The sequence below is a fragment of the Mesorhizobium sp. M4A.F.Ca.ET.022.05.2.1 genome, assembly GCF_003998845.1.
GTDB lineage: Bacteria > Pseudomonadota > Alphaproteobacteria > Rhizobiales > Rhizobiaceae > Mesorhizobium.
Map to the genome: position 1 here is coordinate 1 of NZ_RZOJ01000060.1, position 22,367 is coordinate 22,367.

Genomic DNA, 22,367 nt, shown 5'->3' on the forward strand with positions numbered 1-22,367 from the left:
CCCGCCGCTGGACCTCAGGGTCAACACGCTGCAGGCCGATCGCGGCAAGGTGCTGGCCGAACTCAACGGCACGGGCGCGGCTGCCGCGAGCATTGCCGCGCAAGGCATCCGCATCCCGCCGATCGATGGCGACGGCAGGCACCCCAACGTCCAGGCCGAACCCGCCTTCCAGAAGGGCTGGTTCGAGGTCCAGGACGAAGGGTCGCAGATCGTCGCGACGCTGGCCGGCGCCGAGGCCGGAATGCAGGTGCTCGACTATTGCGCCGGCGCCGGCGGCAAGACGCTGGCGCTGTCGGCCGAAATGGACAATCGCGGCCAGATATTTGCCCATGATGCCGAAAAGGCGCGGCTTGCGCCGATCTTCGACCGCATGCGCCGGTCCGAAAACCGAAACATCCAGATCGTCAGCAAACCCGCCGAACTGGGCCCGCTCGCTGGCCATATGGACATCGTGCTGGTCGACGCCCCCTGCACTGGCAGCGGCACCTGGCGGCGCCGCCCCGACGCCAAATGGCGGTTGACGCAAAGACAGCTCGACCAGCGCCGGGGCGAGCAAAGGGAAATCCTCGACGCGGCCAAGGCCTTCGTCAAACCCGGTGGCTTGCTGGTCTACATCACCTGCTCGGTGTTCGACGCCGAGAATGGCGAGCAAGTGGCCGATTTCCGCGCCCGCCATGGTGAGTTCGCGCCTGTTGACCACCGCAAGCTCTGGGACGGCCGCTTTCCCGGCCATGAAGCCGCCGCGCGCATCGGCGCCGGCGGCGGTATCTCGCTGTCGCCGGCGCTGAGCGGCACCGACGGGTTCTATGTCTGCGCGCTGCACAGGGCGGGTTGAGGCAGGGGTGCCGGCATTGCTGCACTGCAACATAAGAGATTGCCTGCGCGGCGTGCCTCTGCAATAAGCTTTCCCAGGAAATGAAGGCGACAGCCATGGCAGCAAAGATCGTACCCGCTCCTGACTATGAGGACCGGGTCCGCACATCCTTCGCCCGGCAGCAGGCGATGACGACCATCGGCGCCGAGCTGACCCTGGTGACACCCGGCATCATCGAGATCGAGATGCCCTACTCGGCCGCGCTCACCCAGCAGCATGGTTTCCTGCATGCCGGCGTCATCTCGACGGCGCTGGACTCGGCCTGCGGCTATGCTGCCTTCTCGCTGCTGCCGCAGAATTCCAGCGTGCTGACCATAGAGTTCAAGGTCAATCTCCTGGCGCCGGGCAGGGGCGAGCGCTTCCTGTTCCGCGGCTCGGTGACCAAGCCAGGCCGCACCATCATCGTCGCCGACGGCCAGGCCTACGCCTTCGCCGCCGACGGCGAGGCCAAGCTGATCGCCACCATGACCGGCACCATGATGACGGTCGTCGGACGGGACGGGATCGAAGGATAATCCATGGCAAGCGCTGTGCGGATCGCGGGCAGGGACGTTCTCTTCGTCATGGCCGCGCAGGCCGAATACGGTCCGCATCTCAGAAAACTGTTCACGCCGCTGATGACTGGCGTCGGGCCGGTCGAGGCCGGGGTCAGGCTGGGCGCCGAGCTTGCCCGGCTGAGGGGGGGGAAGGCGCTGCCGGATCTTGTCGTCTCGCTCGGCTCGGCCGGCAGCCGCACGCTGGAGCAGGCGGAGATCTATCAGGCGGTTTCGGTCGCCTATCGCGACATCGACGCCTCGCCTTTGGGCTTCGAGAAGGGTGCCACGCCGTTTCTCGACCTGCCGGTCACCGTGCCCTTGCCGCTAAGGATCCCCGGCATCAGGGAGGCGTCGCTGTCGACCGGCGGCGCGATCATCTCCGGCGCTGCCTATGATGCGATCGCCGCTGACATGGTCGACATGGAAACTTTCGCCTGCCTGCGCGCCTGCCAGCTGTTCGGCGTGCCACTCGCCGGCCTGCGCGGCATTTCCGATGGCGCGGCTGACCTCAGGCATGTCGGCGACTGGACGGAGTACCTGCACGTTATCGACGAGAAACTGGCCGGCGCGGTCGGCCTTCTGGAACAGGCGATCGCTTCCGGCACGGTCAGCCTGGGCGCGGCGAAGCCGTCGGATTGAACCGGACGCCTCGCAACCCATTGCGCCGACTCGTTTCTTTCTCTAAACGCTCGCCATGAAAACAGCCAATCGCTCCGACACCGTCCTGATTGTCGACTTCGGCAGCCAGTTCACGCAGCTCATCGCCCGCCGCATCCGCGAGGCCGGCGTCTTTTCCGAGATCGTGCCGTTCCAGTCGGCCGAGACGGCCTTCGAGCGCGTCAATCCCAAAGCGGTGATCCTGTCCGGCGGCCCGGCCTCGACCACCGATATCGGCAGCCCGCGCGCCCCGCAGATCGTCTTCGAGGCCGGCGTGCCGGTGCTCGGCATCTGCTATGGCCAGATGGCGCTTTGCGTGCAGATGGGCGGCGTCGCCGAAAGCTCCAACCATCGCGAGTTCGGCCGCGCCTTCGTCGAGATCGAGAAGGAGAGCCCGCTGTTCGAGGGCCTGTGGGCGCCCGGCCAGCGGCACCAGGTGTGGATGAGCCATGGCGACCGCGTCATCTCGCTCCCCAAGGGCTTCGAGGTGTTCGGCAGGTCCGAAGGCTCGCCCTTCGCCATCTTCGGCGATGTCGAGCGCAAGATGTACGGCATCATGTTCCATCCCGAGGTGGTGCATACGCCGGACGGCGCCAGGCTGCTCAGGAACTTCGTCCACAACATCGCCGGCATCGAGGGCGACTGGACGATGCGCGCCTATCGCGAGCACGCCGTCGAGGCGATCCGCAAGCAGGTCGGCAAGGGCAAGGTGATCTGCGCGCTGTCGGGCGGCGTCGATTCCTCGGTCGCCGCACTCCTCATCCACGAGGCGGTCGGCGATCAGCTCACCTGCATCCTCGTCGACCATGGCCTGATGCGCAAGGACGAGGCGGCGAGCGTGGTGGAGATGTTCCGCCAGCACTACAATTTGCCGCTGATCCTGGTCGACGCGTCCGACCGCTTCATCTCGGCGCTGGAAGGCGAGGCCGATCCCGAAAAGAAGCGCAAGACGATCGGCCGGCTGTTCATCGAAGTGTTCGAGGAAGAGGCCAAGAAGCTCGGCGGCGCCGATTTCCTGGCCCAGGGCACGCTCTATCCCGACGTCATCGAAAGCGTCTCCTTCTCCGGCGGCCCGTCGGTGACGATCAAGTCACACCACAATGTGGGCGGCCTGCCAGAGCGCATGAACATGAAGCTGGTCGAGCCGCTGCGCGAATTGTTCAAGGACGAGGTGAGGGCGCTGGGCAAGGAGCTCGGCCTGCCCGAGAGCTTCATCGGCCGGCATCCGTTCCCGGGCCCCGGCCTTGCCATACGCTGCCCGGGCGGCATCTCTCGCGACAAGCTTGAGATCCTGCGCGAGGCCGACGCCATCTATCTCGACGAGATCCGCAAGGCCGGCCTCTACGACGCCATCTGGCAGGCCTTCGCCGTGCTCTTGCCGGTGCAGACCGTCGGCGTCATGGGCGACGGCCGCACCTACGAATTCGTCTGCGCGTTGCGCGCCGTCACCTCGGTCGACGGCATGACCGCCGACTTCTACCACTATGACATGAACTTCCTTGCCGCCGCCGCCACCCGCATCATCAACGAGGTACGGGGCATCAACCGCGTCGTCTACGATGTGACGTCGAAGCCGCCCGGCACAATCGAGTGGGAATGATTCAGGTCTATCCGAACCTCGCCGAAATTACGCCAAAAATCGATCTAACTAACTGAAATTAAAAATAATTTTTGCCAGCAGCTTTCGCTGCCTATCGGCGTGCATTGTTCGGCCTTGCCGGACTGGCTGCCGGACCTCCGACATATTGCCACGATGAATTTTCGACAGTACCGTCACGTCATAGAAGTCTGATGACGGTACTTTTTTCAGGCTAAGGCTATGAAAATTAAGAAGAAGTTCCGCCAAAAGCCCTCAAAAAACCCGTGACGGTACTTTTGGAAAGGCAGTCGGGATGCTGACAGACGCCGCAATCAAGGCATTGAAAATAAAGCAGAAAATGTACAAGGTGGCGGATCGTGACGGGATGTATGTCCGCGTCATGCCTAGCGGCACGATCTCGTTTCGTCTGGATTACAGGCTCAATGGCCGGAGGGAGACCGTCTATCTCGGCAAGTACGGGCGCGATGGGATCTCCCTGCTCCAAGCCCGGGAAAAATGCCTCGATGCACGTCGAGCGGTTAGAGAAGGTCGCTCTCCAGCCATCGAGAAGCAGCGCGACAAACGGCGACTGAAAGAAGCAAAGAGCTTTGGTCAGTTTGGAGAGAAGTGGCTGACCATGGCATCAATGGCGGATAGCACTCGCTCAATGCGCCGGTCAATTTACGAACGCGAACTCCTGCCGGTTTGGCGCAATAGGCTGCTGACCGAAATCACACCGGACGATCTTCGCGCCCAATGTGCCAAGATCGTCGAGCGTGGAGCGCCGGCAACGGCGATCCACGTCCGTGATATCCTCAAGCAAATTTACGGCTTCGCCATTCTCCATGGCGAGAAGGTGTCCAATCCGGCCGACGACGTAGGGCCGGCATCGATTGCTCACTTTGTCCCGAGAGATCGCTCGCTCTCCCCAACTGAAATCCGCGTCATGCTCAAGATACTGGAGAAGGTCGCAACACTGCCCACCATTCGCCTTGGCCTTCGCCTCATCCTGTTCACGATGGTTCGAAAAAGCGAACTTCAGGACGCAACCTGGGACGAGGTTGACTTCGAGAATGCGGTCTGGACCATTCCAAAGGAACGGATGAAGCGATCGAAGGCCCACAACGTCTATCTATCACGCCAGGCGCTCGACATCTTTGTTGCGCTCAAGACCTGCTCGGGGAACTCTCGTTTCGTGCTGCCATCCCGCTACGACGCGGACGCGCCAATGGCGCGCGCAACCTTCAATCGTGTGACCTATGCGGTGGCCGAACTGGCGAAGAAGGAAGGCCTGCCGCTCGAGCCATTCACCGTGCACGATCTCCGGCGCACGGGCTCTACACTTTTGAACGAACTAGGGTTCAACAGCGACTGGATCGAAAAATGCCTGGCTCACGAGGACGGTCGCTCCTCCCGCGGTGTCTACAACAAGGCGGAATACGAAGTTCAGCGCCGCCACATGATGCAAGAATGGTCCGATGCAGTGGAAGCCTGGGTCGAGGGAAGGAAGCGCCCCGTCGTCCTTATGCCCCCGATGATGACGGTCTTTGAGCCCGATCCAGCGCTTTGACAGGAGCGGTCTTTCTCAAACGCACATCTGGAGGGCTGGCTCGGGGAATTGGTGCTGCCCTGCGCGCATGGAGCCAGGCTTCAACCTCGGCCAAATCCCACACGACGCAACGGGGGGTAAGAGCGAAACGTCGCGGAAATTGCCCGCGCTGCTCCATTTCATAGATTGTGCTGTCAGCCAGAGGGACGATTTCACGTAGCTCCTTACGGCGGATCGTCCGCTTTATTGTAGCCTCCCTGGGATCAGTCATGGCGGCCTACCTTTCCTCGTGTCGCAGAACGATTGCTGCCGATAGCTGGCGAGGATGGAAAGGGCGAAAGTCGATAAGCGTATGTTGGGCGGTGTTTTCGCACATATCGGTCAGTCAGGGTCGCCATGACCCGGACCGAAGAAACGGTTATTCGACCTGACGCGCCTCGACGGATCGCATGCCGCTCCGAGGTCAAGCTTACCGAGGAAGCATTATATTGCGCCCTTCGCCGGGGGCTGTCGGTCCCGCATCCCGCCTTACGGCGGCGCTATGCTGATGCTCCTACGGCCGCCCTGTTGAACCGGTCTCAGGGCCACGAACCTGCTCCAGCACCGAACTGACTTACTCCCTCCGACGGGCATTTCGGTGCTTACGCCTTGTACGCCCTTTTTTGTGTTTGTCGGGAGAGCGGGGGCTCTCCCGACAAAGAGTCAGAGAAGGGCCGGGTTTTCGGCGACGGGTTGAGGCGGAAGGAGAGGCCTTCGGCGCCCGTCATGGAGACGACCCATGACACAAGTTCTGAACGCCACCCGTGATCTTTCCGGCGGCTTCAAGGTGGATTTGAGCCGCGGCGAGCGGATTGGTCGCGTGTCCTCGGAATGGTTTTCGCGGCCGGCCGACGAGCGCTACTTGTCCTTATCGGAGCTATTCGAGGCGGTGCAGACGCGGACCGAGCGCAGCCGGACGAGAACCGTGGAAAGCGCGGCTATTCGTGTAGAGGCAAGCCGCAACGATGCCGAGCGCCTGAAGCTGGTGCTGCCGGGCTCCGATATTCCAATCGCCCCAACCCATTGGAGTTTTGGCCAACTGGCGAGTCTGGTTGGCGCGCCGGCGGCCTATTTGCGCCAACTTCCAGCGCCGCTCGCCGGCATCAATCTACAATATGGCCTGACGTCTCACCGCTCCGAACAGGTGAAGACGCTTGAAATCGAGGATGGTCGTGTTGAGTTGCGTGCGGTCACCGGCCCGGACTACGGCCGCATCTTCGATCGCGAACTGGTCGCCGCCGTGCAGCGCATCGCCGGCAACGGCACAGGTGACACCCGGTGGAAGGTGCCGGGCGTCCTTGACTGGTCGACCAGCATTTATAATCCGCGAGCCGACATCACTAAGGACACCACGACGCTCTACGCCTCTGACCGCGACGTGTTCCTTTTCCTGGTCGACGATCTCAATCCGATCGAGGCTGGCCGGCTACGGGACGGCTCAGCCGATCTTTATTTCCGTGGCTTTTACTGTTGGAATTCGGAGGTCGGCGCCAAGACGCTCGGCATCGCAAGCTTCTATCTTCGCGCCGTTTGCCAGAATCGCAATCTCTGGGGTGTTGAGGAGTTCGAGGAGATTACCATTCGTCATTCGAAATACGCAGCTTCACGTTTTGCGCGTGAGGCCGCGCCGGCGCTTGCACGCTTTGCCAATTCGTCGCCCATGCCCTTCATCAACGGCATCAAGGCGGCGCGCGAGCGGATCGTTGCCCGTACCGATGACGATCGCGGCGACTTCCTGCGCAAGCGTGGCTTCTCAAAGGCGGAGGCGACCAGGATCATTGAGACAGTGCTGACCGAGGAAGGTCGCAAGCCTGAAAGTGTTTTCGACTTCGTGCAGGGCATCACGGCGGTGGCTCGCGACAAGACCCATCAGGATGCCCGGCTTGATCTGGAGGCGCGGGCGAAGAAGCTGTTCGACAAGGCGATCTGACATTCTGGAAGCCAGGAGATGCACCGGTCTCCAGTTCTGTCCGCTTCTCGTCTTCTTTTTCTCGTGCTGCGGCGTCGTCCTCAAGAGTAAGAGGGCGGCGCTGCGCTTTGTGACGGGTTGGAGGTCGAGAGAGTGGCTTTCGGCTGCCCGTCGCGGAGTAACATCGATGGCTGCTATTGCCAAAAAGATCACCCTGTCGTCTTCGCGCGACATCCCTTTCAACAAGCTTGTGCTCAGTCAGGCAAATGTCAGGCGCGTGAAAGCCGGCGTCTCGGTTGAGGAACTGGCCGAGGACGTTGCCCGCCGCGGCCTGTTGCAGGGGCTCAGCGTCCGGCCAGTCAAGGATGAAGCCGGAGTGGAAACCGGCATGTTCGAGATTCCGGCAGGTGGCCGGCGTTATCGGGCGTTGGACCTGCTAGTCAGGCAGAAGCGCCTCAGCAAAACCGCGCCGGTTCCCTGCATCGTGCGAGAGGAAGGCATTGCCGAGGAGGACTCGCTGGCGGAAAACGTCCAGCGCGCGCCCCTTCATCCCCTCGATCAGTTCCGTGCCTTCCTCGCCCTTCGCGAAAAGGGCCAGTCGGAGGAGGAGATCGCTGCCGCGTTCTTCGTCTCGGTCGGTGTCGTCAAGCAACGCCTGAAGCTGGCTTCGGTGTCACCAGCACTGCTTGAGATTTATGCCGAAGATGGTCTGACGCTCGATCAACTCATGGCGTTCACCGTGTCCGGCGATCATGAGCGTCAGCAGCAGGTTCTCGAACGCCTGAAGGCCTCGTATGACAAGCAGCCCTATGCCATTCGGCGCATGCTGACCGAGGGCGCGGTGCGTGCGTCAGACAAGCGGGTGCAGTTCATCGGCATCGACGCCTATGTCGATGGCGGTGGCACAGTCATGCGCGACCTGTTCCAAGGCGACGACGGTGGCTGGCTGCAGGACGTCGTCCTGGTTGATCGGCTGGTCGCAGACGAGATGGAACGCCAGGCGGAGGCAGTTCGCGCAGAAGGCTGGAAGTGGATCGAAATCGCGCCCGATTTCGCCTACGGCCACGCCTTCGGTCTCCGCCAGCTGCGCGGCGAACCGTCCCCCCTTAGCGCCGAGGAGGAGTTGACGCGCAAGGCCTTGCAACTCGAGCTCGATCGTCTGTCGGAGGAATATGACAGCCTCGAGGACCTTCCGGACGAAATCGATCAGCGTCTGGCTGAGTTGGAGACTGGACTTCAGTCCTTCGAAACCCGGCCACTCACCTTCGACCCGCTCGAGGTTGCCCGCGCCGGTGGCTTCATCAGCATCGCGCCAGACGGTTGTCTTCGCGTCGAGCGCGGCTACGTCCGTCCCGAGGACGAGTTGCCCATCGAGACACAGCCAAGCGAAGAGGGGGAGGAACCCTTGGAGGCTTCTGCCGTCCGAGACGGGGGCAGCGTTTCGGCCGACAATGAGCCGCTGGCCGACCCCGAAGAGGATGATCGCATCTCGCCGATCTCTGACCGGCTCATGACGGAACTGACGGCACATCGCACGCTCGGCCTCCGTCAGGCGCTCGGTGGAAATCCGGACATAGCCTTCCTCGCCGCCTTGCACGCGTTCACGCTGAAGATCTTCTACCAATATGGGTCGGATAGCTGCCTGGAACTGGACTTGAAGAGCGTCAGCTTCGGCGCCCAAGCGCCAGGATTGAACGACAGCACCTGCGCACAGGCGATCCGTGTCCGACACGACGACTGGGCCAACGCGCTGCCGAAGGAAGCCACCGACCTTTGGGACGCCCTTCGCGGCTGGGATCGCGATCGCCAGGCCGCGCTTTTCGCCTATGTCGTCAGCATGTCGGTCAACGCTGTGCATGAAGCATGGAACAGGCGCCCGCGCGCTCTCGCCCATGCCGACCGGCTGGCACACGCCATCGACCTCGACATGACGGCGGCCGGCTGGCGGCCGTCTGTCGACAACTTCCTCGGGCGTGTCACAAAGGCGCGCATTCTCCAGGCACTCACTGAAGCGAAGGGCCAGGAAGCCGCTGACCGAATAGCGCACCTCAAGAAGGGCGACATGGCGAGCGAGGCGGAGAAGCTGATCGGGAGCAGCGGTTGGCTACCTGAGCCCCTGCGCACCCCGGGAAACGGGAATACAGAAACGAATGAGACAGGATCGCCGCAAACGGTGGTCGAAGCGACGGCGGGGAACGACGGCGAATTGTCCGTGGCCGACACCGAGAGCTTCGCTGAAAATGACGATGCCGCGAATGAGCCTCATACGATCGCTGCTGGATGATCAGTGGCAAGTCTTCATCTGGCCCGCCGGAGACGGCGGGCATTTTTCTGGAGGCGGACCGTGTCTAGAAGCCCCAACGACCTCGCGCACCGGCTCGGCCGGCAGGCGGAGGCGGTATGTCGCAACTATCTTTCGAACGGCCGGCGCCAGGGCAACTATTGGCTTGTAGGCGACGTCCGAAATACGCCTGGGCGATCGATGTATGTAAGGCTGAGGGACACTCCAAAGGGTCCCGCAGGCAAATGGACTGATGCTGCTACCGGCGAGCACGGCGACCTGCTGGACGTGATCCGCGAGAGCTGCGGCCTGACCGACTTTGCCGATATCAGCGTGGAAGCCTGCAATTTTCTGAGCTTGCCGCGCTCCGAACGGCAGCCAACGGCATCGAAGCAGACCAGGGCGATGGCGCCTTCCGGTTCTGCGGAGGCAGCGCGGCGGTTGGTCTCTATCTCGCGGCCGATTTTACGGACGCTCGTTGAGACGTACTTGTGCGGCCGCGGCATTACGGCTTCGCATGAAACGGGATGTCTACGCTTCCACCCGCATTGCTACTACCGTCCCGAAGATAGCGGGCCGACTGAGATCTGGCCGGCGATGATCGCAGCGGTCACTGACCTCAACGGAGACGTGACTGGCGCTCACCGCACCTGGCTCGATCCGAGCGGATTCAGCGATGCCCATCTCGGCCGCGCTCCGATCGAGACACCGAGACGAGCATTGGGCGACCTGCTCGGTCACGGTGTCCGCTTCGGCTTTTGCGGCGATGTCATGGCCGCCGGCGAAGGCATCGAGACGATGCTGTCGCAACGCATAATCCTGCCGACTATGCCGGCACTCGCAGCGTTGTCGGCGGCACATCTGTCCGCAATCCAATTCCCTGGTACATTGCGGCGGCTCTACATCACCCGTGACAATGATCCGGCAGGCGAGGGCGCAGTGGCAACCCTCCTTGAACGCACCAAAGCGGCCGGTATCGAGGCGATGGTCCTGACGCCGCAACTCGGCGATTTCAACGAGGATCTGCGCCTGCTCGGTGCCAATGCCCTGTGGGCGATCCTGCGGGTGCAGATCGCGCCGCAGGATGTCTCGCGCTTCATGGCGCTGGCGGCCTGACCGGAAGGGGAAGAAGGGAGGCGTGCCAGCGATGTGTGGCTTGGATGGGCGGATGCACCTTCGCCGGGCGAGGGCCGGCCCACGGCCTTCCAGAGGGCGATCGGGCGCCGGCCGGTCCGGACAGGCAATGGCTACGCCCGGCTATTTTCCGGCGGCCCTTGCCACCCCGCGCGGCGGACCGCGCGAGACCCCGTCTGCGGGCCTTTCCATCGCGAGACAAAATAGCCGGGCTCCGCAATCCTCCACTTGCGTTCCGGCCCTGCGCTGCCGTTTAGGGTGCAGGTCCGGACCGTCCATCGCCTTCGTCGCCATGAAGGCCGCGATGGGCGCGGCCGATCCCGCGAAGGCAAGCCGCCATGAACACCGAGCACGACACCGGCTTCGAGCCGCAATCCGCATCATCACCAACCGATCATGTCCTTCAGGAGCTTCAGCTTTACGGTTTCCGTCCCTTTGACGACGAACCCGACCCGCGCCCGCTTCCCGAAGGCAAGGTGGTCGCAGCCAGCATCGCCGATATCTTCGACGCTCTCGTGGTGGCAATGGCCGACACACGCCTTGAACCCGATCTCGAGGAACTCCTGTGGGGAACGGTTAACCTGTTCCATCGCGCGACCAGGCGGATCGAGGGGGAGCTCGATGAAAACGAGCTTAGCCAGCTGCGGCTGCAGCGCGAACAGGACGGATCCGAGGTCAAGTCGGTCGAGCTCGAGCGCCTCATCGCCCAAGGTCAGACCCTGCTCGAACGCCGCAGCGCTTTCGAATTGATGCGCGACCAGGCCGCCGAGCACTACGAGCGTAACACCCATTCGATCTGGCGCCCGCGTTCCGGTTCTGTCGTCAACCATCGCCACCTGACCGCGGCAATGATCGACAGCAGGGACTTCGTTGCCGCGAGAAAGCATGCGGACAGCCAGGTGCTGTTGCCACCCGGACCGAAAGTCGCTTTCACCGGCGGGCTCGATTTCAACGACCATCGGCTGATCTGGGCCAAGCTCGACCAGGTCCATGGCAAGCATCCGGATATGGTCCTGCTGCATGGCGGATCACCAAAAGGTGCCGAGTTGATCGCGGCCAAATGGGCTCACAGTCGCAAGGTGCCACAGATCGCCTTCAAGCCGGACTGGACCAGGCATGCCAAGGCCGCGCCCTTCAAGCGCAACGACGCCATGCTCGACATTCTGCCGATTGGCGTCATTCATTTCCCCGGCTCCGGCGTTCAGGACAACCTTGCCGACAAGGCCCGCAGGCTCGGCATTCCGGTGATGAAGTTCGGCGCCACGTGAAGAGGCCACCTTTTCACTCGCCGCAAGTCATTCGCCCCGATTTCCGTCGCTGCCGGCGCATTGATCCGACGACCGTTTCGGCCGATGTGGCGTCGATGAAAGCAAGGCGGCGAACCATGAGGTTCTCATCGCTTCTCGTCCTGGAATGGAGAACAGGGAACCGATCCCCGCGTTTGTCGACGCAATTCCTTGATCCGGTCCGAAGGCCTGATGCCACTCAACCCATAAAGGGTCGGACTACGCCAAGCGTGCCGCCGTTCCGGCTTGCCTTCACGGTGATTGCGGCCCTCGGCCGGACACATCGGGCGCCTGTCGCGCGGGGATCGCTCCCCGCTTCCAAAGCAGGAGCCGGAAAGATGTCCCTCATGGAAGCCAACGCCTTCGCCTTCAGCCTCGCCACCAGCCTCATGGTCAGCATCGTCATCTTTCGCGCTGGCGACGGCACGCTCGCTGTCTCACCGGCAGACGAATACGACGGCGACCCCTCCGAGATCGTCGGTGAGATAGACCCCCACGCCTCATGAATCGTCGCGACTTTGCCGACGGCCCGCGTGGCGCGGCTGCCTCTCGAACACCCGTGCCGGCAGTATCGTCAGCCTGTATCTTTGCGTGGCGTCGTTCGCGCCGCTTTGAGGGTGCCCGGCGAAGGCGCGGGGCTATCGCCTAACATTTGTTAGCGCGGAATACCTGCCTGCCGTGCGAGCATATTTGCGGCTCGACCCTCGCGGGCTCTAGGGTCGTGACCACCTCTTGCCCGCTGGCTTCGGCCGGCGGGCTTTTTGTTACGTCGCCTTATCGACCAGCGGCGTCTTCCGTTTCGGCGCCACGTAGCTGGTGACAAGCCGCACCGTGTTGAGCCTGACCGTTACTGGAACGCCAAGGTTCACCGTCACTCTGTCCTCGTAGACATGCATGACGTCGCCCACCAACTCGACCTTCTGCCCGCTGCTCACGTTTGGCGACCGGTCAACGATGGAATGCGGCTGGTGGTAGGAAGGGATCAACACGGCGACCCGATCCTCAGTCACGCGCTTGCGCACGGTCGCGGTGATCGCGACCTCGTCGCCGACTTTGATGCTGCCCTTCGCCATGAAGGAGACTCTGGGGCGCAGGGCGGCATAGTCAAGCAGTTGCTAAAATAGACCATTGCAGGAGGCTCATTCGGACCTCAGTCCACATCGCATGATGAGGCCTGATCGGATACGTTTTGCTCCTCGCCGACTGTTGAAACCACTCCTCCCCGGATTGGAAGATGTCGGCGGCTAGCCCGGCTCGCAAGTCCTGTGTCACCTCGACCAGCGAGCCGGGCTTGGCAAACAGCAACCCGATGGTCGGGGATAAGCGCTTGTTGACCGCCGGGCCTAGCCGGCAAGGCTACCGGCTGGCGACGTTATCGGCCCTTCCATCTTCTGCTATTTGGCAAAAAACGGTGGGTGTCGGGTTCCTCTATCCGCAAATCGGATGAGCCCAGAGTCGCGACCCACTCGAAACAAAAGCCAACTTCAGCGGTTCCTGTCATTGGAGGAACCGTTATGTGCTCGGCAATCCACAATGAAGATGAGCGCATCGCCCATCTAAAGCTGTTGGCGGAGCGACTGATGAGGGAGACTGGCATCGGGCAGGAAGAGGCGAAGCGACTGGTCGAGTTAATTGGAACTGATTGGAATTCGCTGCTTCGCGAGGCTAGGTTCCTGAAAGGTCGACACTAGAGGGTTGCCGGCCGGCACTAGCGGATCCGCTGGATGCGGCCTTTGTCGAGTCGAAACACCCCGTCCTGGCCGCCCTGCTTCTCAAAGTCGGTTTGGATCTCATCCCAGGTGCCAAGGTACTTTCCGCAATCATCGCAAAAAATGGGCGTATCCGGACGAGCGTCATCGGGGATCCTGAGCCTGATGGTGAGGCCGTTCACCGTGTGCTCTGATTGGCGCTGGATCCGTTCCACATTATGGAGTCTGGGGCCGTCGGCTGCCTCGTCAAGCGGATGCTAATATTTGTGTCCGGACATGGAACAGACCTTCGCGGTCGCGGTTCTATCTGGAGCGGTCATCTCCCGCTTCTGGGTGGCCAGAGAGCCCGTCACCATGTCCTCCAGGCGACGGGCTCTCTCGTGCCTCCTTGGAGGTACGAAGTTTTGAAAGCGATCGCCACAACTCGGTCTCGTCGGTAGATCCGTTGTCGAAAACTTCGAAGATTTGAGAGGCAAGATATTCCCTCTGGTCCCTGTCCTTGAGGGCTAGCCGGCGTTCTTTGCACAGTCGGTCAAAGACCCGCTGGAGCAAGTCCAGATCAGCGGTTCGTACACACCACTGTTGCGCGACAATGACATCGTTGCCGCCCTAAAACCCTGGTCGGAATTATCTCACACTGCAGGGCTGGCGCGAAGAAAAATCAGCAGGTCTGTCGGCAGTGGATAGCGTCTCAGTCATCAGGGGACAGTTTCAGGTCTGGCGGATTTCTATCGCGAGCGGCCAGTCCCCCCGCCGCTCCCCAAGCAAAAGCCCGTCGTTCTCTCCCCGAGACGGCGGGCTTTGCGTTTCCTGCAGGTATCGCGCCACGTCGACATACACTGTCGGATGCTCGCCTACGGCAGGGTTTGAGGCGCTTGTCGCGTCAAGCTGGGCATGATCCGGGGCCGATGTAGACAAGGTCTGGTGGTCGGCCCGGTGATCAGGGCAAGGCGGCTCGCCTCATTGGTGGTCTCACGTCTGGGAATTTCTCGTCATCGTCCTGGCAATGCCTTGGCAGCCTTGGTCAGGGTCGCGCGATCATTGCCGTGCTTGCGGATGAGTTCTCGAACTTGAGCCGGTGTGATGTTGTTCTGCAGGGCGAATAAATTCACCTCATAGTCATCGTCAAGCGAGATTTGGCCTGCGGCGCGGAAGTCGGCTCTGCTTTTGTCCTTTGCCATTTGGGGACTCCTTCCGCCAGAATCTCCTTACGTCGAGGAGTTTCTTCCCGCGCCCTGTGTCTGCCGACGGCGCCACGATCTGTTGCCGGTGTGGCGACCACCAGTCTGACCCTCAGAGCGCGATAGTGATGGGCTCCCTTCGGCGGAAAAGACAATTCCCGACCCTTCGAAAGCCAGCAGCATAGCGGCAACTTTGCGGGGATGCGGTTTCCTTAGCCCGTTCTCAAAATCGCTGATCGTCGTTTCGCTAAGATTGCACTTGGCGCCAAGCCGCACGCGCGACCACTTCAATAGCGTTCTTGCTGCTCGCGACTGCTCTGCTGTCAGTTTTCGCACTTCACGGACCTCCTGTTGACCAATAGCGGACTGAACGGAAGGTTCCGGAGCATTTCAGGGTTTGCTAACGGAACTGAAACGGCCATGCGATATTGAATCAGATTCGATGTTGCATGGGGTTCGATGCGTAAGCGTGCCGGGGACCAGTTGTGCTTTGATGTCGACACGGAGCGGGCCTTTTTCGTTATCGGATCCAAACGGCCCTCCCCATTGCCACTTGCGCTTAGCAATCGGGACTTGGTCGCAAGCTCGTGGCAGCCGTTTACCTAGGCGAAGCGACGGGCCGATTCGCTTGCGCCGCCGCCCAAATTTGACCCTTTCCGTGCAGGAATGAACGGGGCGGTTGTGACCGCAGGCGCGATGGCGCTCTTCCACCGGCTTGCTGTTATCGACCACATGACGGGGGCAATCGGCGTCATCATCCTTTTCGGATTTGCGCTGCCATACTTCCATCTGCGGAGCGAGTATCGAAGGCACTCGGAGGCCTTCGAGGCTGAGTATGCCAGTCAGTTGGACCTGGAGAGGGCACGAGAAATGAGGGTGCCTGCTGTCAAGACAAGCTCATCTCCGCTGAGACGAACCGTCAGCCGATGAGAAAAACCCGCCTGCCGGCAAAACCCGCCCGGGTGGCCGCCCCCGCTGGAGCACCCGTTGGCAGGGTCCTAAGTCAATTTAGCAAGTTGAAACACAACGCCGGTGGGCCGTTTGCAGCGTGCCAGACCACGCTCTGGCTATTCCAGTAGACCTCCCGTTGGCCTCGGCCGGCGGGCCTTTTTTGCCACACCGGCTGCCTCCAGTGCTTGTCGCATGCGTCTGAGATTGCCCGGACCCTGAATTCGGTGGCCTTTCTCAAACTCGCGCATCGTGGGGCAGCGCGTCCAGGAGGCTCAAGGAGGCCCGCAGAAGGGTATGAAGCGGCCGGCGACGCAATGGGTGAAGCCGGGGCTGATCGGCCGCATCAAGCATCTGCGCGGCGAGGACGACTTGCGGCATGCCTCGCTGCCGGATTTCACGGAAGAGACGGGCTAGCGCAGCAGCATCACATGGACGGGCGGAACCTTTGCGATCACGAAACCTTCTCCTGTGATCCAAGGGAGGAAACCATGGCAAATCTGGGAAGACTGGCTGTCGCAGTGCTTGGCATTCTAGCCTATCAAAATCGCGAGAAGATCGGAGACTTGATCCGAGGAAATCGCGATCCAAACAACCCGCAGGGAGGGCTCTTGGATCAGTTATCCAAGGGCGTGTCCGGGACGGCGCTTGGGGACATCCTCGACCGCTTCAGAAATGCTGGAGCGGGGTCGAAGGTAGATTCGTGGGTTAGCAGTGGACCCAATCAGCCGATCGAACCAAAGGACGTGGAGAACGCAATCGACGAGGACACCCTCACTTCTCTTTCGATGCAGACTGGTCTGTCACGCGATGAGCTGATTGCCAGGATCACCAAAGATTTGCCTGAAGCGGTCGACAAGCTGACGCCAGAGGGCGAATTGCCGGCTGCAAACCCGAGCATAGAGACCGAGGAGATCACACTCCTCGATCAGGTGCCGCCACGCACTCCCGAGCGGTAGGGCGGAGACCGCTTCGGCCCTCACCACTGGAGCGAGCTTAATCGCACTCACCGAAAGGATAGGTTGTGGGACCGTTACCTGAGTTTCAATATTCTGAAACTCCGGGTCCGTTGGTGGAGTGTGGCCGGCCTGCTATCCTGTGTCCATAGTAGAAGCAGGCTGGGCTACGTGCCGGCGCAAATGTCATATCCGGCTGCCAATCCCAACCAGGAACTTTAGCGCTCTCTAAAGGTTCTCCCCCGGAATCCTGTACAACACCCGCCAGTGGAAACCATGGCCGAGTTGGCATTCGCTTTCGTATATTGCTCAGCGCTGACCGGCGGTGACGTGTTGGGCGCCTTGGCGTCTTTGTTGGCGGCCCTGCTTCTCTACAACGTCCTGCGTGAAGACCGGACAAACCACTAGCTGAGGCAGTCTGCCCGAGATCACGCCGAAGCCCATTCGAGCTACACTGGCAGCCGTTCGTAGCTTAGCCGTTCCTGACAAACCAAGTGGGCCCTAGGAATGACGGGCCAAATTTCCTGCTGGAACATTTCGGACGGTAAGCCGTTGTGAACCCATCCCGAAGCAGCCGACCAACAACAACGCCTCATACTTCGAATTCGACGTAATGCGCGAAGCGTTCAACCGCTGGGTGGATGAGGATAAGGTTCCTGAGGACCAGTGGCGACCGCGCGCAACGAAGCTCGTTCGGATTGTGACAGGCGATGACTACGTCGACCCCAACGTGGTCGAATGGATTGTACGCAAAAGCCCCGGCGCCGATTAACTTGGCACCCCACCCCTTTCAGGAGAGTTGAAGACTCCAAGACCGCCGACCCGAACACCGACGCGCATCTAGTTCCGGGCCAGAAATCCCTGTAAAACGCCGCGATGAAGCGCAGCACGATCTATGCCGTCTATCACCCGCCCGTGTTCGGGCTTCCATTCCTCGCAGTGGTTCTAAAGCCGGACGGCACGACAATGTCTCGGCAGTTTGAGACCGTCGATGAGGCGCGCGCCTTTAACAAGTTTATAGCGCAGGCGGATCAATCAAGCGGCAAGACCCAGCATTGAAAAGGAAGCCCCAGCGTTGAGGGGGTCGGTGCTAGGGCTTGCATGTACGCTGTACCAGCATGACCTTACGTTAGCTTGCGCTAATATTGTGAACGAAGGCTGAATAGGCGCCCGATAGCCCGTCGCTGGTGTGCCCCCACACCTAACGACGGGCTAAAGGTGGCCGGCGCCCGTTCGTTGGGGAGCAATGCCTGGAAGGCCGGCCTGGCGGCCCATTAGGACCGCCGCATATCTCGACTAAGATACCTCTTTTGGACATGGCGTGATCGCGTAAGCCCTTGGCAAGCGATCGGCGATCAGGAATATAATCCTATTAGGTGCGGCGACCTCATTCTCGAAGATCGCCATGACAATGAAATTCCCCTTTGTTGAAGATACGCTAGGCAAGAAGCTGGAGGCCGGGACAGGCATGTCGGTCGACTTCCTCACCTGCAGGCGCCATGTCGTGCTCGATGTCGCCGCGCTTGTGGAGCGTCTCGGCCCTGACCAACCGTGCCTTCATTGGGATCTGGCAAAGGTGATCTTTTGCCACGAGTGCCGCCGCGCCGGCCGAGATGACCAGAACCTGCAATTCACCAACCACGCGTCCTCACCGGACAAGCGCAAAGGCTGGAGTCCATGAAACGAGAGCGGCCCGGCAGGCTAGCGTGGGTAGGCCAGCAAACGCCGGGCCTAACCGACGCTGGGTGTCGGGGGCGAACACGGCGCCGGCTGGCGAAACAATACGCTCTCGCCGAAATAGCAGGCACGTATCCATAAGGACGAACGTGGGAGTAGCCCAACGTTTCAGTGTCTCATCTCGGGACCGAATTGCTGGCATCAATTTTGCGTCAGACGCATTGCTGTTACAGCAAGGGATTTTTCACATTGCGACTGTCTGCTCAGCCTGCGCGAAGGCCAGGATCACCGAAGTGCATATACTCAGCGCCGCTGCAGATCGAGGATGTGCAGATCGACGAAAATGGCGATGTGACCGTCTCGATTATTGCTGACGACATCTACTCGAAGAATTCCACACAGCGCTATCAGATCACCTTGACCGAAGCCGAAATCAGCATTCTCGCCCACGGCGTCAGGCCCCACAAAGCATTGACCGCCGGCTAGGCGGAGGGCTGGACGCCGTGCTCATAGCCGGCCCTCAAATTTGAATGCCGCCACATTTGCTTTGTCTCACAGTGGCCGAATGTCGAAATACCTCTTCGAGGTTGTGAGAAATGGGCACTCTCTAGGCGATGCCTGGGTCGATCTCGATGGCCTGAGCGAAATGCGACGAGAGGCGCTAAAGGCTCTTCAAGACATAGCAGTCGACGAACTGGCCTCAAGCGATTTGGATGAATCCATGACCGTCTCCGTCTATGAGGAAGCCGGGCGGCTGGTCTATTCTGCTACCATCAGCGTGTCTCAGTCGTTTCCGGTTTCGCAGGAGTCCCACTAGGTCATCTAGAAATTAGATGGAGAGCCGTTTTTTGTTGGCTCTAATTTTCCTCCGATAGACGGCTGCGACCTTGCCCACCGATCCGGTAGCGAAGAGCGTACCGGCGAGCGTGGCCGCCTCCACTTTCTCAGTGATCATTTGCTTCGCTTCCCTCTCTGCCAATCTGCCTCCCCGGGCAATCCGCAGCGTTCGAAGCCAAATTACCTGGTGAGCTTCCAGCGCCGACAAATAAAGATCGAACCACGGATTGAACATTCGCACCTCCAGATCGCTCAGGAGAACGGCGGCATCGAATGTCGGTTCCTAAGTGGGGAGCGCACAGGACTGCAGGAGCGTGCCGGACGCGTCGCCGGTGGTTAGGACAGTGCAGGGCCAAAGCCTGCCGGAGCTTTCTTGGGCGTAGAGACACGACAACGATGACCGACGCCCTCATCCCTTGCCGACAAGCCGGCACGTGGATGCGGAAACAGCGATCGAATTTTGCACCGCAGGCATCGTCGTAGCCCGCGAACTCGGGAGACGTCTATGTGCAACGCCGAAGAGCCGGGTACCGGAGCCACCACGCTATGCGCACATTAGTCAATGCAGACGCGCGGATCAGTTGCGAAGCGACTACCGTTTGCGTGCAGCCTCTGTTGCCGGGGTCAGATCGGCGCAGGTCACCTTTTCTCCTGGGACCTAGGTGTCTTGGCCAACACCGATGCGGTCTCTCGATTGGTGTTTCTGGTCCGAAGAACGGCTTCGCCTCAATCGCTTGTTGCGCAACGGTGCGTCACGACTTTCTTCCCCTGCCGGCTGCGCCGTCATTCCTCGCGAGCAACAAAGTCGCTCCAGCGCCGTCCTCCGCTGCGCTTCGGCCCTCCGGTGCGCCAGCGATCGCCTTCGACCTTTCGACCACCATCGAGTCGCAATGGTGCGAGCTCGAGACAGATAGGATCAAGGAGAATTATCATGGCCACCATCAGCAAGGTGATGTCGTCTTCACCAATTTCGAATCGACGATCCTCGGCAAACATGGTGGTTGGCCGACCAAAGGCAGGTACTTCGGTTATTCACGGGCTGAAGTCTTGGATGCGTTGCAGGATATCGGGTTCAACGCGCTTGCCTTGGCGAACAACCACGCATTCGATCTCGGTGTTTCTGGCGTCCTCGCGACGCTGGAGGAGGTCGAAGCGCGAGGCTTCCTGCATGCTGGGGTCGGCATCGATGAGACCCATGCCGCGAAACTCGGCCATCGTCATCTGGGCGCCCGCCGGGCCTCTCTTCTTGCGATAGACGCAGGCCCGGGCCCGGCCAACATGTATGCCGAGAACAGCACCGATTCCCGTCCGGCTCGGCCTGGCGTCAACCGGCTGAAAACCGTTCGGAAGATTGGGGTGCCCAACGGGCACTTCCGAAGGCTGGCAAGGCTCGGCGATCAGTTGCAAAGCTCGCACCTTGAACTCACCAACTACGCGCAACCGGAAGATCCGCCGGAGCTAAGGAGTGGGAAGGAGCTGAATTTCTACGGGACCGTGTTCAAGCAGGCTGCCGACTTCAGCCGCTTGATCGAGATCGATCAGCAGAGCGCGAATATCCATCTGTCGGCGATCCGGCAGGCAGCAGCGCAAGGCGATTTTGTGATCGCCTATCTGCACCACCACCATTGGGAACCGGGTTGGCAGGACGTGCCGCGCTGGGTTCAAACCTTTGCCCGCACATGCATCGACGCCGGCGCAGGCCTCTTCGTCAGTCACGGCGCCCCGGTTCTTCAGGCGGTGGAAATCTATAATGGCTTGCCCATCTTCTACGGTCTCGGAAATTTCCTGTTTCACGTCCATCCGGACGAGGGCGAATGGGATCCTCCGGAAGTCTGGCAGAGCATTGTCGCGGCTTGCCGCTATGATGCGAATGGAACGCTCGAAAACATAGACCTTCTGCCGGTCGTTATCGGCGAGGTAAATGAACGCACCGGTTCCGAGCCGGGCAAATTGGTTCCCGTCCCCGCCGCCGGACACGTGGCGCGAGATATTCTCGAGGGGTTCGCAAGCCGCTCGCGTGCCTTCGGTACCGGGATCGAAATATCTGGATGCTCAGGCAGGATAGTTGCGCCGCTGGTGCGCAAATTCGGCTGACGATCAAACTAAAGCCAGAGCCGCTCCGACGGACTCCGAGCGTGACATCGTGGAGCATCGAAAGCTTTGTTGAAGCCGAAAAGCTCGCGCCCTTTCGGGGCAGTGTTAAAGGCAAGGATCGGGCGGGACCCTCACCCCGCAGATCTTCACGTAGGCAGGCAGATCGCGACGGTTCGCGTGCTGTCTGACGTGTCGCAGGCTCAGCTTGCCCGATCGATAGGCGTCACCTTCCAACAGCTGCAAAAATACGAGAACGCAATAAACCGTGTAAGTGCCTCCATGATCTATGAGATTGGCAAGTCACTGGGTGTCCCCGTCAGCCGTTTTTTTGAAGGGCTTCCGGAGAATGGTGAGAGCGGTCTTGCAGCTTCCCCTCTGCCGGTCGATGAGCGCATTGGCTTCATTGCCAGCGCTGAGGGTCGGCATCTAATCGAGCGTATCATTCAACTACCTCCACGGGTGCGGGCACGTGTGTCTGCCCTGATCGCCGCTATCGGGGAAGAGTTATCTTTCCCTAAATAGTGAAGGACAGCGGGCCTGGTAGGACAACTGGCGCCAACTGAGCACAAAATGCCTGGTGACTGGTGGGGACGCAGGTTGGAGCGCTGTGTCCGTCCGTTTGTGCCTCTAGTAGTCGCCCAAATGGTCGCTTCGGAGACCTTGCCCAACAAAACACTTCGTCCGCAGCGCCAACGGAGAACTCTGACCGACACGACATCGGCTAGCATGACTAAATGATTGATAAGGCAACATTATCATTCGTTTTGGCCGCGCGACAGGCTGTGCGTTTTGAGACGGAAGAGATGGCATAAAGCGCACCGCCGCTTTACCCTCGACAGCATGATTCGCCTCGATCCCGCGACCGCCAGCTCCGTCGCCGCGCCGCCTACCGTTCCGGCCTGGGCGCTCGCCGGCGGCGCGCTGAGCGACAGTGACGCCGCCTTCCAGGCCGGCGCTGCCCTGGCTGCGCTTGACACGCTTGCCCGCGCGCAAGCCAGCTGGGCCGGCGCCTGGCGCCAGCGGCTGGCGCTTCGCTGCGCCGCCGCCAGCATGCGGCTCGCCGGCCGCGCCGAGGATGAAGCCGCCCTGCGCGATGCCTGGCAGCTGCGGCCGGCCGGCGC

The 22,367-nt window shown here is 61.1% G+C and carries 25 protein-coding genes; 19 read left to right on the forward strand and 6 right to left on the reverse strand.

The window, feature by feature from the left end; all coding sequences use genetic code 11:
- The 5 genes from EN745_RS09750 to EN745_RS09770 form a co-directional block, all read left to right on the forward strand.
- A partial coding sequence (locus EN745_RS09750; protein WP_145992001.1) for an RsmB/NOP family class I SAM-dependent RNA methyltransferase occupies positions 1–835 on the forward strand: 835 nt, incomplete at its 5' end.
- A 95-nt stretch (positions 836–930) separates the two neighbouring features.
- On the forward strand, positions 931–1,389 hold the full coding sequence (locus EN745_RS09755) for a PaaI family thioesterase (protein WP_126056380.1): 459 nt from the start codon (positions 931–933) through the stop codon (positions 1,387–1,389).
- A gap of 3 nt (positions 1,390–1,392) precedes the next feature.
- Positions 1,393–2,049 carry a 5'-methylthioadenosine/S-adenosylhomocysteine nucleosidase gene (locus EN745_RS09760; protein ID WP_127399893.1) on the forward strand — a complete coding sequence of 219 codons (657 nt, stop codon included), beginning with the start codon at positions 1,393–1,395 and terminating at the stop codon, positions 2,047–2,049.
- A gap of 55 nt (positions 2,050–2,104) precedes the next feature.
- Positions 2,105–3,667, forward strand: coding sequence for a glutamine-hydrolyzing GMP synthase (gene guaA / locus EN745_RS09765; RefSeq protein ID WP_127421159.1), 1,563 nt, complete (start codon positions 2,105–2,107; stop codon positions 3,665–3,667).
- 292 nt (positions 3,668–3,959) lie between these two features.
- Positions 3,960–5,216, forward strand: coding sequence for a site-specific integrase (locus EN745_RS09770; protein WP_127421160.1), 1,257 nt, complete (start codon positions 3,960–3,962; stop codon positions 5,214–5,216).
- Here EN745_RS09770 and EN745_RS09775 read toward each other — a convergent pair.
- Entirely contained in the window at positions 5,170–5,466 is a 297-nt protein-coding gene (locus EN745_RS09775) for an AlpA family phage regulatory protein (protein WP_127399894.1), read from the reverse strand. The genes EN745_RS09770 and EN745_RS09775 overlap by 47 nt on opposite strands.
- A gap of 507 nt (positions 5,467–5,973) precedes the next feature.
- On the opposite strand from EN745_RS09775, the gene EN745_RS09780 reads away from it, so the two are divergent.
- The 5 genes from EN745_RS09780 (at position 5,974) to EN745_RS36030 (ending at position 12,350) form a co-directional block, all read left to right on the forward strand.
- Positions 5,974–7,164: a DUF932 domain-containing protein gene (locus tag EN745_RS09780; protein ID WP_127400416.1), complete on the forward strand. Its 1,191-nt coding sequence runs from the start codon at positions 5,974–5,976 to the stop codon at positions 7,162–7,164.
- Positions 7,165–7,330: 166 nt separating this feature from the next.
- A complete protein-coding gene (locus EN745_RS09785; RefSeq protein ID WP_127400417.1) occupies positions 7,331–9,427 on the forward strand; it encodes a ParB/RepB/Spo0J family partition protein in 2,097 nt (698 codons plus the stop codon).
- A 60-nt stretch (positions 9,428–9,487) separates the two neighbouring features.
- Positions 9,488–10,540: a toprim domain-containing protein gene (locus tag EN745_RS09790; RefSeq protein WP_127421161.1), complete on the forward strand. Its 1,053-nt coding sequence runs from the start codon at positions 9,488–9,490 to the stop codon at positions 10,538–10,540.
- Between the two features lie 356 nt (positions 10,541–10,896).
- A complete protein-coding gene (locus tag EN745_RS09795; protein WP_127421162.1) occupies positions 10,897–11,826 on the forward strand; it encodes a DUF2493 domain-containing protein in 930 nt (309 codons plus the stop codon).
- A 356-nt stretch (positions 11,827–12,182) separates the two neighbouring features.
- Positions 12,183–12,350: a hypothetical protein gene (locus EN745_RS36030; RefSeq protein ID WP_189347588.1), complete on the forward strand. Its 168-nt coding sequence runs from the start codon at positions 12,183–12,185 to the stop codon at positions 12,348–12,350.
- A gap of 258 nt (positions 12,351–12,608) precedes the next feature.
- On the opposite strand, the gene EN745_RS09800 is transcribed toward EN745_RS36030, so the two are convergent.
- The 4 genes from EN745_RS09800 to EN745_RS09820 form a co-directional block, all read right to left on the reverse strand.
- Complete coding sequence (locus EN745_RS09800; protein WP_127421163.1) at positions 12,609–12,917, reverse strand: hypothetical protein; 309 nt, start codon at positions 12,915–12,917, stop codon at positions 12,609–12,611.
- 635 nt (positions 12,918–13,552) lie between these two features.
- Positions 13,553–13,735, reverse strand: coding sequence for a hypothetical protein (locus EN745_RS09805; RefSeq protein WP_245487681.1), 183 nt, complete (start codon positions 13,733–13,735; stop codon positions 13,553–13,555).
- Between the two features lie 810 nt (positions 13,736–14,545).
- Positions 14,546–14,734, reverse strand: coding sequence for a DUF3606 domain-containing protein (locus EN745_RS09815; protein WP_127400101.1), 189 nt, complete (start codon positions 14,732–14,734; stop codon positions 14,546–14,548).
- A gap of 27 nt (positions 14,735–14,761) precedes the next feature.
- Positions 14,762–15,070, reverse strand: a complete 309-nt coding sequence (locus tag EN745_RS09820; RefSeq protein WP_281033505.1) for a helix-turn-helix transcriptional regulator — start codon at positions 15,068–15,070, stop codon at positions 14,762–14,764.
- A 1,103-nt stretch (positions 15,071–16,173) separates the two neighbouring features.
- Here EN745_RS09820 and EN745_RS09830 point away from each other — a divergent pair.
- The 6 genes from EN745_RS09830 to EN745_RS09845 all read left to right on the forward strand — a co-directional run bounded on the left by EN745_RS09830 (position 16,174) and on the right by EN745_RS09845 (position 19,132).
- Positions 16,174–16,641 carry a YidB family protein gene (locus EN745_RS09830; RefSeq protein WP_127400102.1) on the forward strand — a complete coding sequence of 156 codons (468 nt, stop codon included), beginning with the start codon at positions 16,174–16,176 and terminating at the stop codon, positions 16,639–16,641.
- A 610-nt stretch (positions 16,642–17,251) separates the two neighbouring features.
- Complete coding sequence (locus EN745_RS36035; protein WP_189363005.1) at positions 17,252–17,410, forward strand: hypothetical protein; 159 nt, start codon at positions 17,252–17,254, stop codon at positions 17,408–17,410.
- Between the two features lie 104 nt (positions 17,411–17,514).
- The gene (locus EN745_RS09835; protein WP_127400103.1) at positions 17,515–17,697 is read left to right on the forward strand and encodes a hypothetical protein; all 183 of its coding nucleotides are present in this window, start codon (positions 17,515–17,517) and stop codon (positions 17,695–17,697) included.
- A gap of 346 nt (positions 17,698–18,043) precedes the next feature.
- Positions 18,044–18,319 carry a hypothetical protein gene (locus EN745_RS09840; RefSeq protein WP_127421165.1) on the forward strand — a complete coding sequence of 92 codons (276 nt, stop codon included), beginning with the start codon at positions 18,044–18,046 and terminating at the stop codon, positions 18,317–18,319.
- A gap of 323 nt (positions 18,320–18,642) precedes the next feature.
- Positions 18,643–18,801, forward strand: coding sequence for a hypothetical protein (locus tag EN745_RS36040; protein ID WP_189340449.1), 159 nt, complete (start codon positions 18,643–18,645; stop codon positions 18,799–18,801).
- 79 nt (positions 18,802–18,880) lie between these two features.
- A complete protein-coding gene (locus EN745_RS09845) occupies positions 18,881–19,132 on the forward strand; it encodes a hypothetical protein (protein WP_127400105.1) in 252 nt (83 codons plus the stop codon).
- Positions 19,133–19,144: 12 nt separating this feature from the next.
- On the opposite strand, the gene EN745_RS09850 is transcribed toward EN745_RS09845, so the two are convergent.
- On the reverse strand, positions 19,145–19,387 hold the full coding sequence (locus EN745_RS09850) for a hypothetical protein (protein WP_127400106.1): 243 nt from the start codon (positions 19,385–19,387) through the stop codon (positions 19,145–19,147).
- Positions 19,388–19,899: 512 nt separating this feature from the next.
- On the opposite strand from EN745_RS09850, the gene EN745_RS09855 reads away from it, so the two are divergent.
- From EN745_RS09855 to EN745_RS09865, 3 genes are all read left to right on the forward strand, one after another.
- A complete protein-coding gene (locus tag EN745_RS09855; RefSeq protein WP_245487682.1) occupies positions 19,900–21,246 on the forward strand; it encodes a CapA family protein in 1,347 nt (448 codons plus the stop codon).
- Positions 21,247–21,423: 177 nt separating this feature from the next.
- Complete coding sequence (locus EN745_RS09860) at positions 21,424–21,768, forward strand: helix-turn-helix transcriptional regulator (protein WP_245487683.1); 345 nt, start codon at positions 21,424–21,426, stop codon at positions 21,766–21,768.
- Positions 21,769–22,086: 318 nt separating this feature from the next.
- Positions 22,087–22,367 (forward strand): DUF1403 family protein (locus EN745_RS09865; protein WP_127421167.1); only part of this gene is annotated, 281 nt, incomplete at its 3' end.

What these genes read in the sequence shown, in the direction of transcription:
- EN745_RS09795 (WP_127421162.1), top strand. Translation starts at nt 10,897, where the DNA reads ATGAACACCGAGCACGACACCGGCTTCGAGCCGCAATCCGCATCATCA.
- EN745_RS09760 (WP_127399893.1), top strand. Translation starts at nt 1,393, where the DNA reads ATGGCAAGCGCTGTGCGGATCGCGGGCAGGGACGTTCTCTTCGTCATG.
- EN745_RS36035 (WP_189363005.1), top strand. Translation starts at nt 17,252, where the DNA reads ATGCGCGAAGCGTTCAACCGCTGGGTGGATGAGGATAAGGTTCCTGAG.
- EN745_RS09800 (WP_127421163.1), bottom strand. Translation starts at nt 12,917, where the DNA reads ATGGCGAAGGGCAGCATCAAAGTCGGCGACGAGGTCGCGATCACCGCG.
- EN745_RS09815 (WP_127400101.1), bottom strand. Translation starts at nt 14,734, where the DNA reads ATGGCAAAGGACAAAAGCAGAGCCGACTTCCGCGCCGCAGGCCAAATC.
- EN745_RS36030 (WP_189347588.1), top strand. Translation starts at nt 12,183, where the DNA reads ATGTCCCTCATGGAAGCCAACGCCTTCGCCTTCAGCCTCGCCACCAGC.
- EN745_RS09785 (WP_127400417.1), top strand. Translation starts at nt 7,331, where the DNA reads ATGGCTGCTATTGCCAAAAAGATCACCCTGTCGTCTTCGCGCGACATC.
- EN745_RS09840 (WP_127421165.1), top strand. Translation starts at nt 18,044, where the DNA reads ATGACAATGAAATTCCCCTTTGTTGAAGATACGCTAGGCAAGAAGCTG.
- EN745_RS09755 (WP_126056380.1), top strand. Translation starts at nt 931, where the DNA reads ATGGCAGCAAAGATCGTACCCGCTCCTGACTATGAGGACCGGGTCCGC.
- guaA (WP_127421159.1), top strand. Translation starts at nt 2,105, where the DNA reads ATGAAAACAGCCAATCGCTCCGACACCGTCCTGATTGTCGACTTCGGC.
- EN745_RS09775 (WP_127399894.1), bottom strand. Translation starts at nt 5,466, where the DNA reads ATGACTGATCCCAGGGAGGCTACAATAAAGCGGACGATCCGCCGTAAG.
- EN745_RS09780 (WP_127400416.1), top strand. Translation starts at nt 5,974, where the DNA reads ATGACACAAGTTCTGAACGCCACCCGTGATCTTTCCGGCGGCTTCAAG.
- EN745_RS09850 (WP_127400106.1), bottom strand. Translation starts at nt 19,387, where the DNA reads ATGTTCAATCCGTGGTTCGATCTTTATTTGTCGGCGCTGGAAGCTCAC.
- EN745_RS09830 (WP_127400102.1), top strand. Translation starts at nt 16,174, where the DNA reads ATGGCAAATCTGGGAAGACTGGCTGTCGCAGTGCTTGGCATTCTAGCC.
- EN745_RS09770 (WP_127421160.1), top strand. Translation starts at nt 3,960, where the DNA reads ATGCTGACAGACGCCGCAATCAAGGCATTGAAAATAAAGCAGAAAATG.
- EN745_RS09835 (WP_127400103.1), top strand. Translation starts at nt 17,515, where the DNA reads ATGAAGCGCAGCACGATCTATGCCGTCTATCACCCGCCCGTGTTCGGG.
- EN745_RS09845 (WP_127400105.1), top strand. Translation starts at nt 18,881, where the DNA reads ATGTCGAAATACCTCTTCGAGGTTGTGAGAAATGGGCACTCTCTAGGC.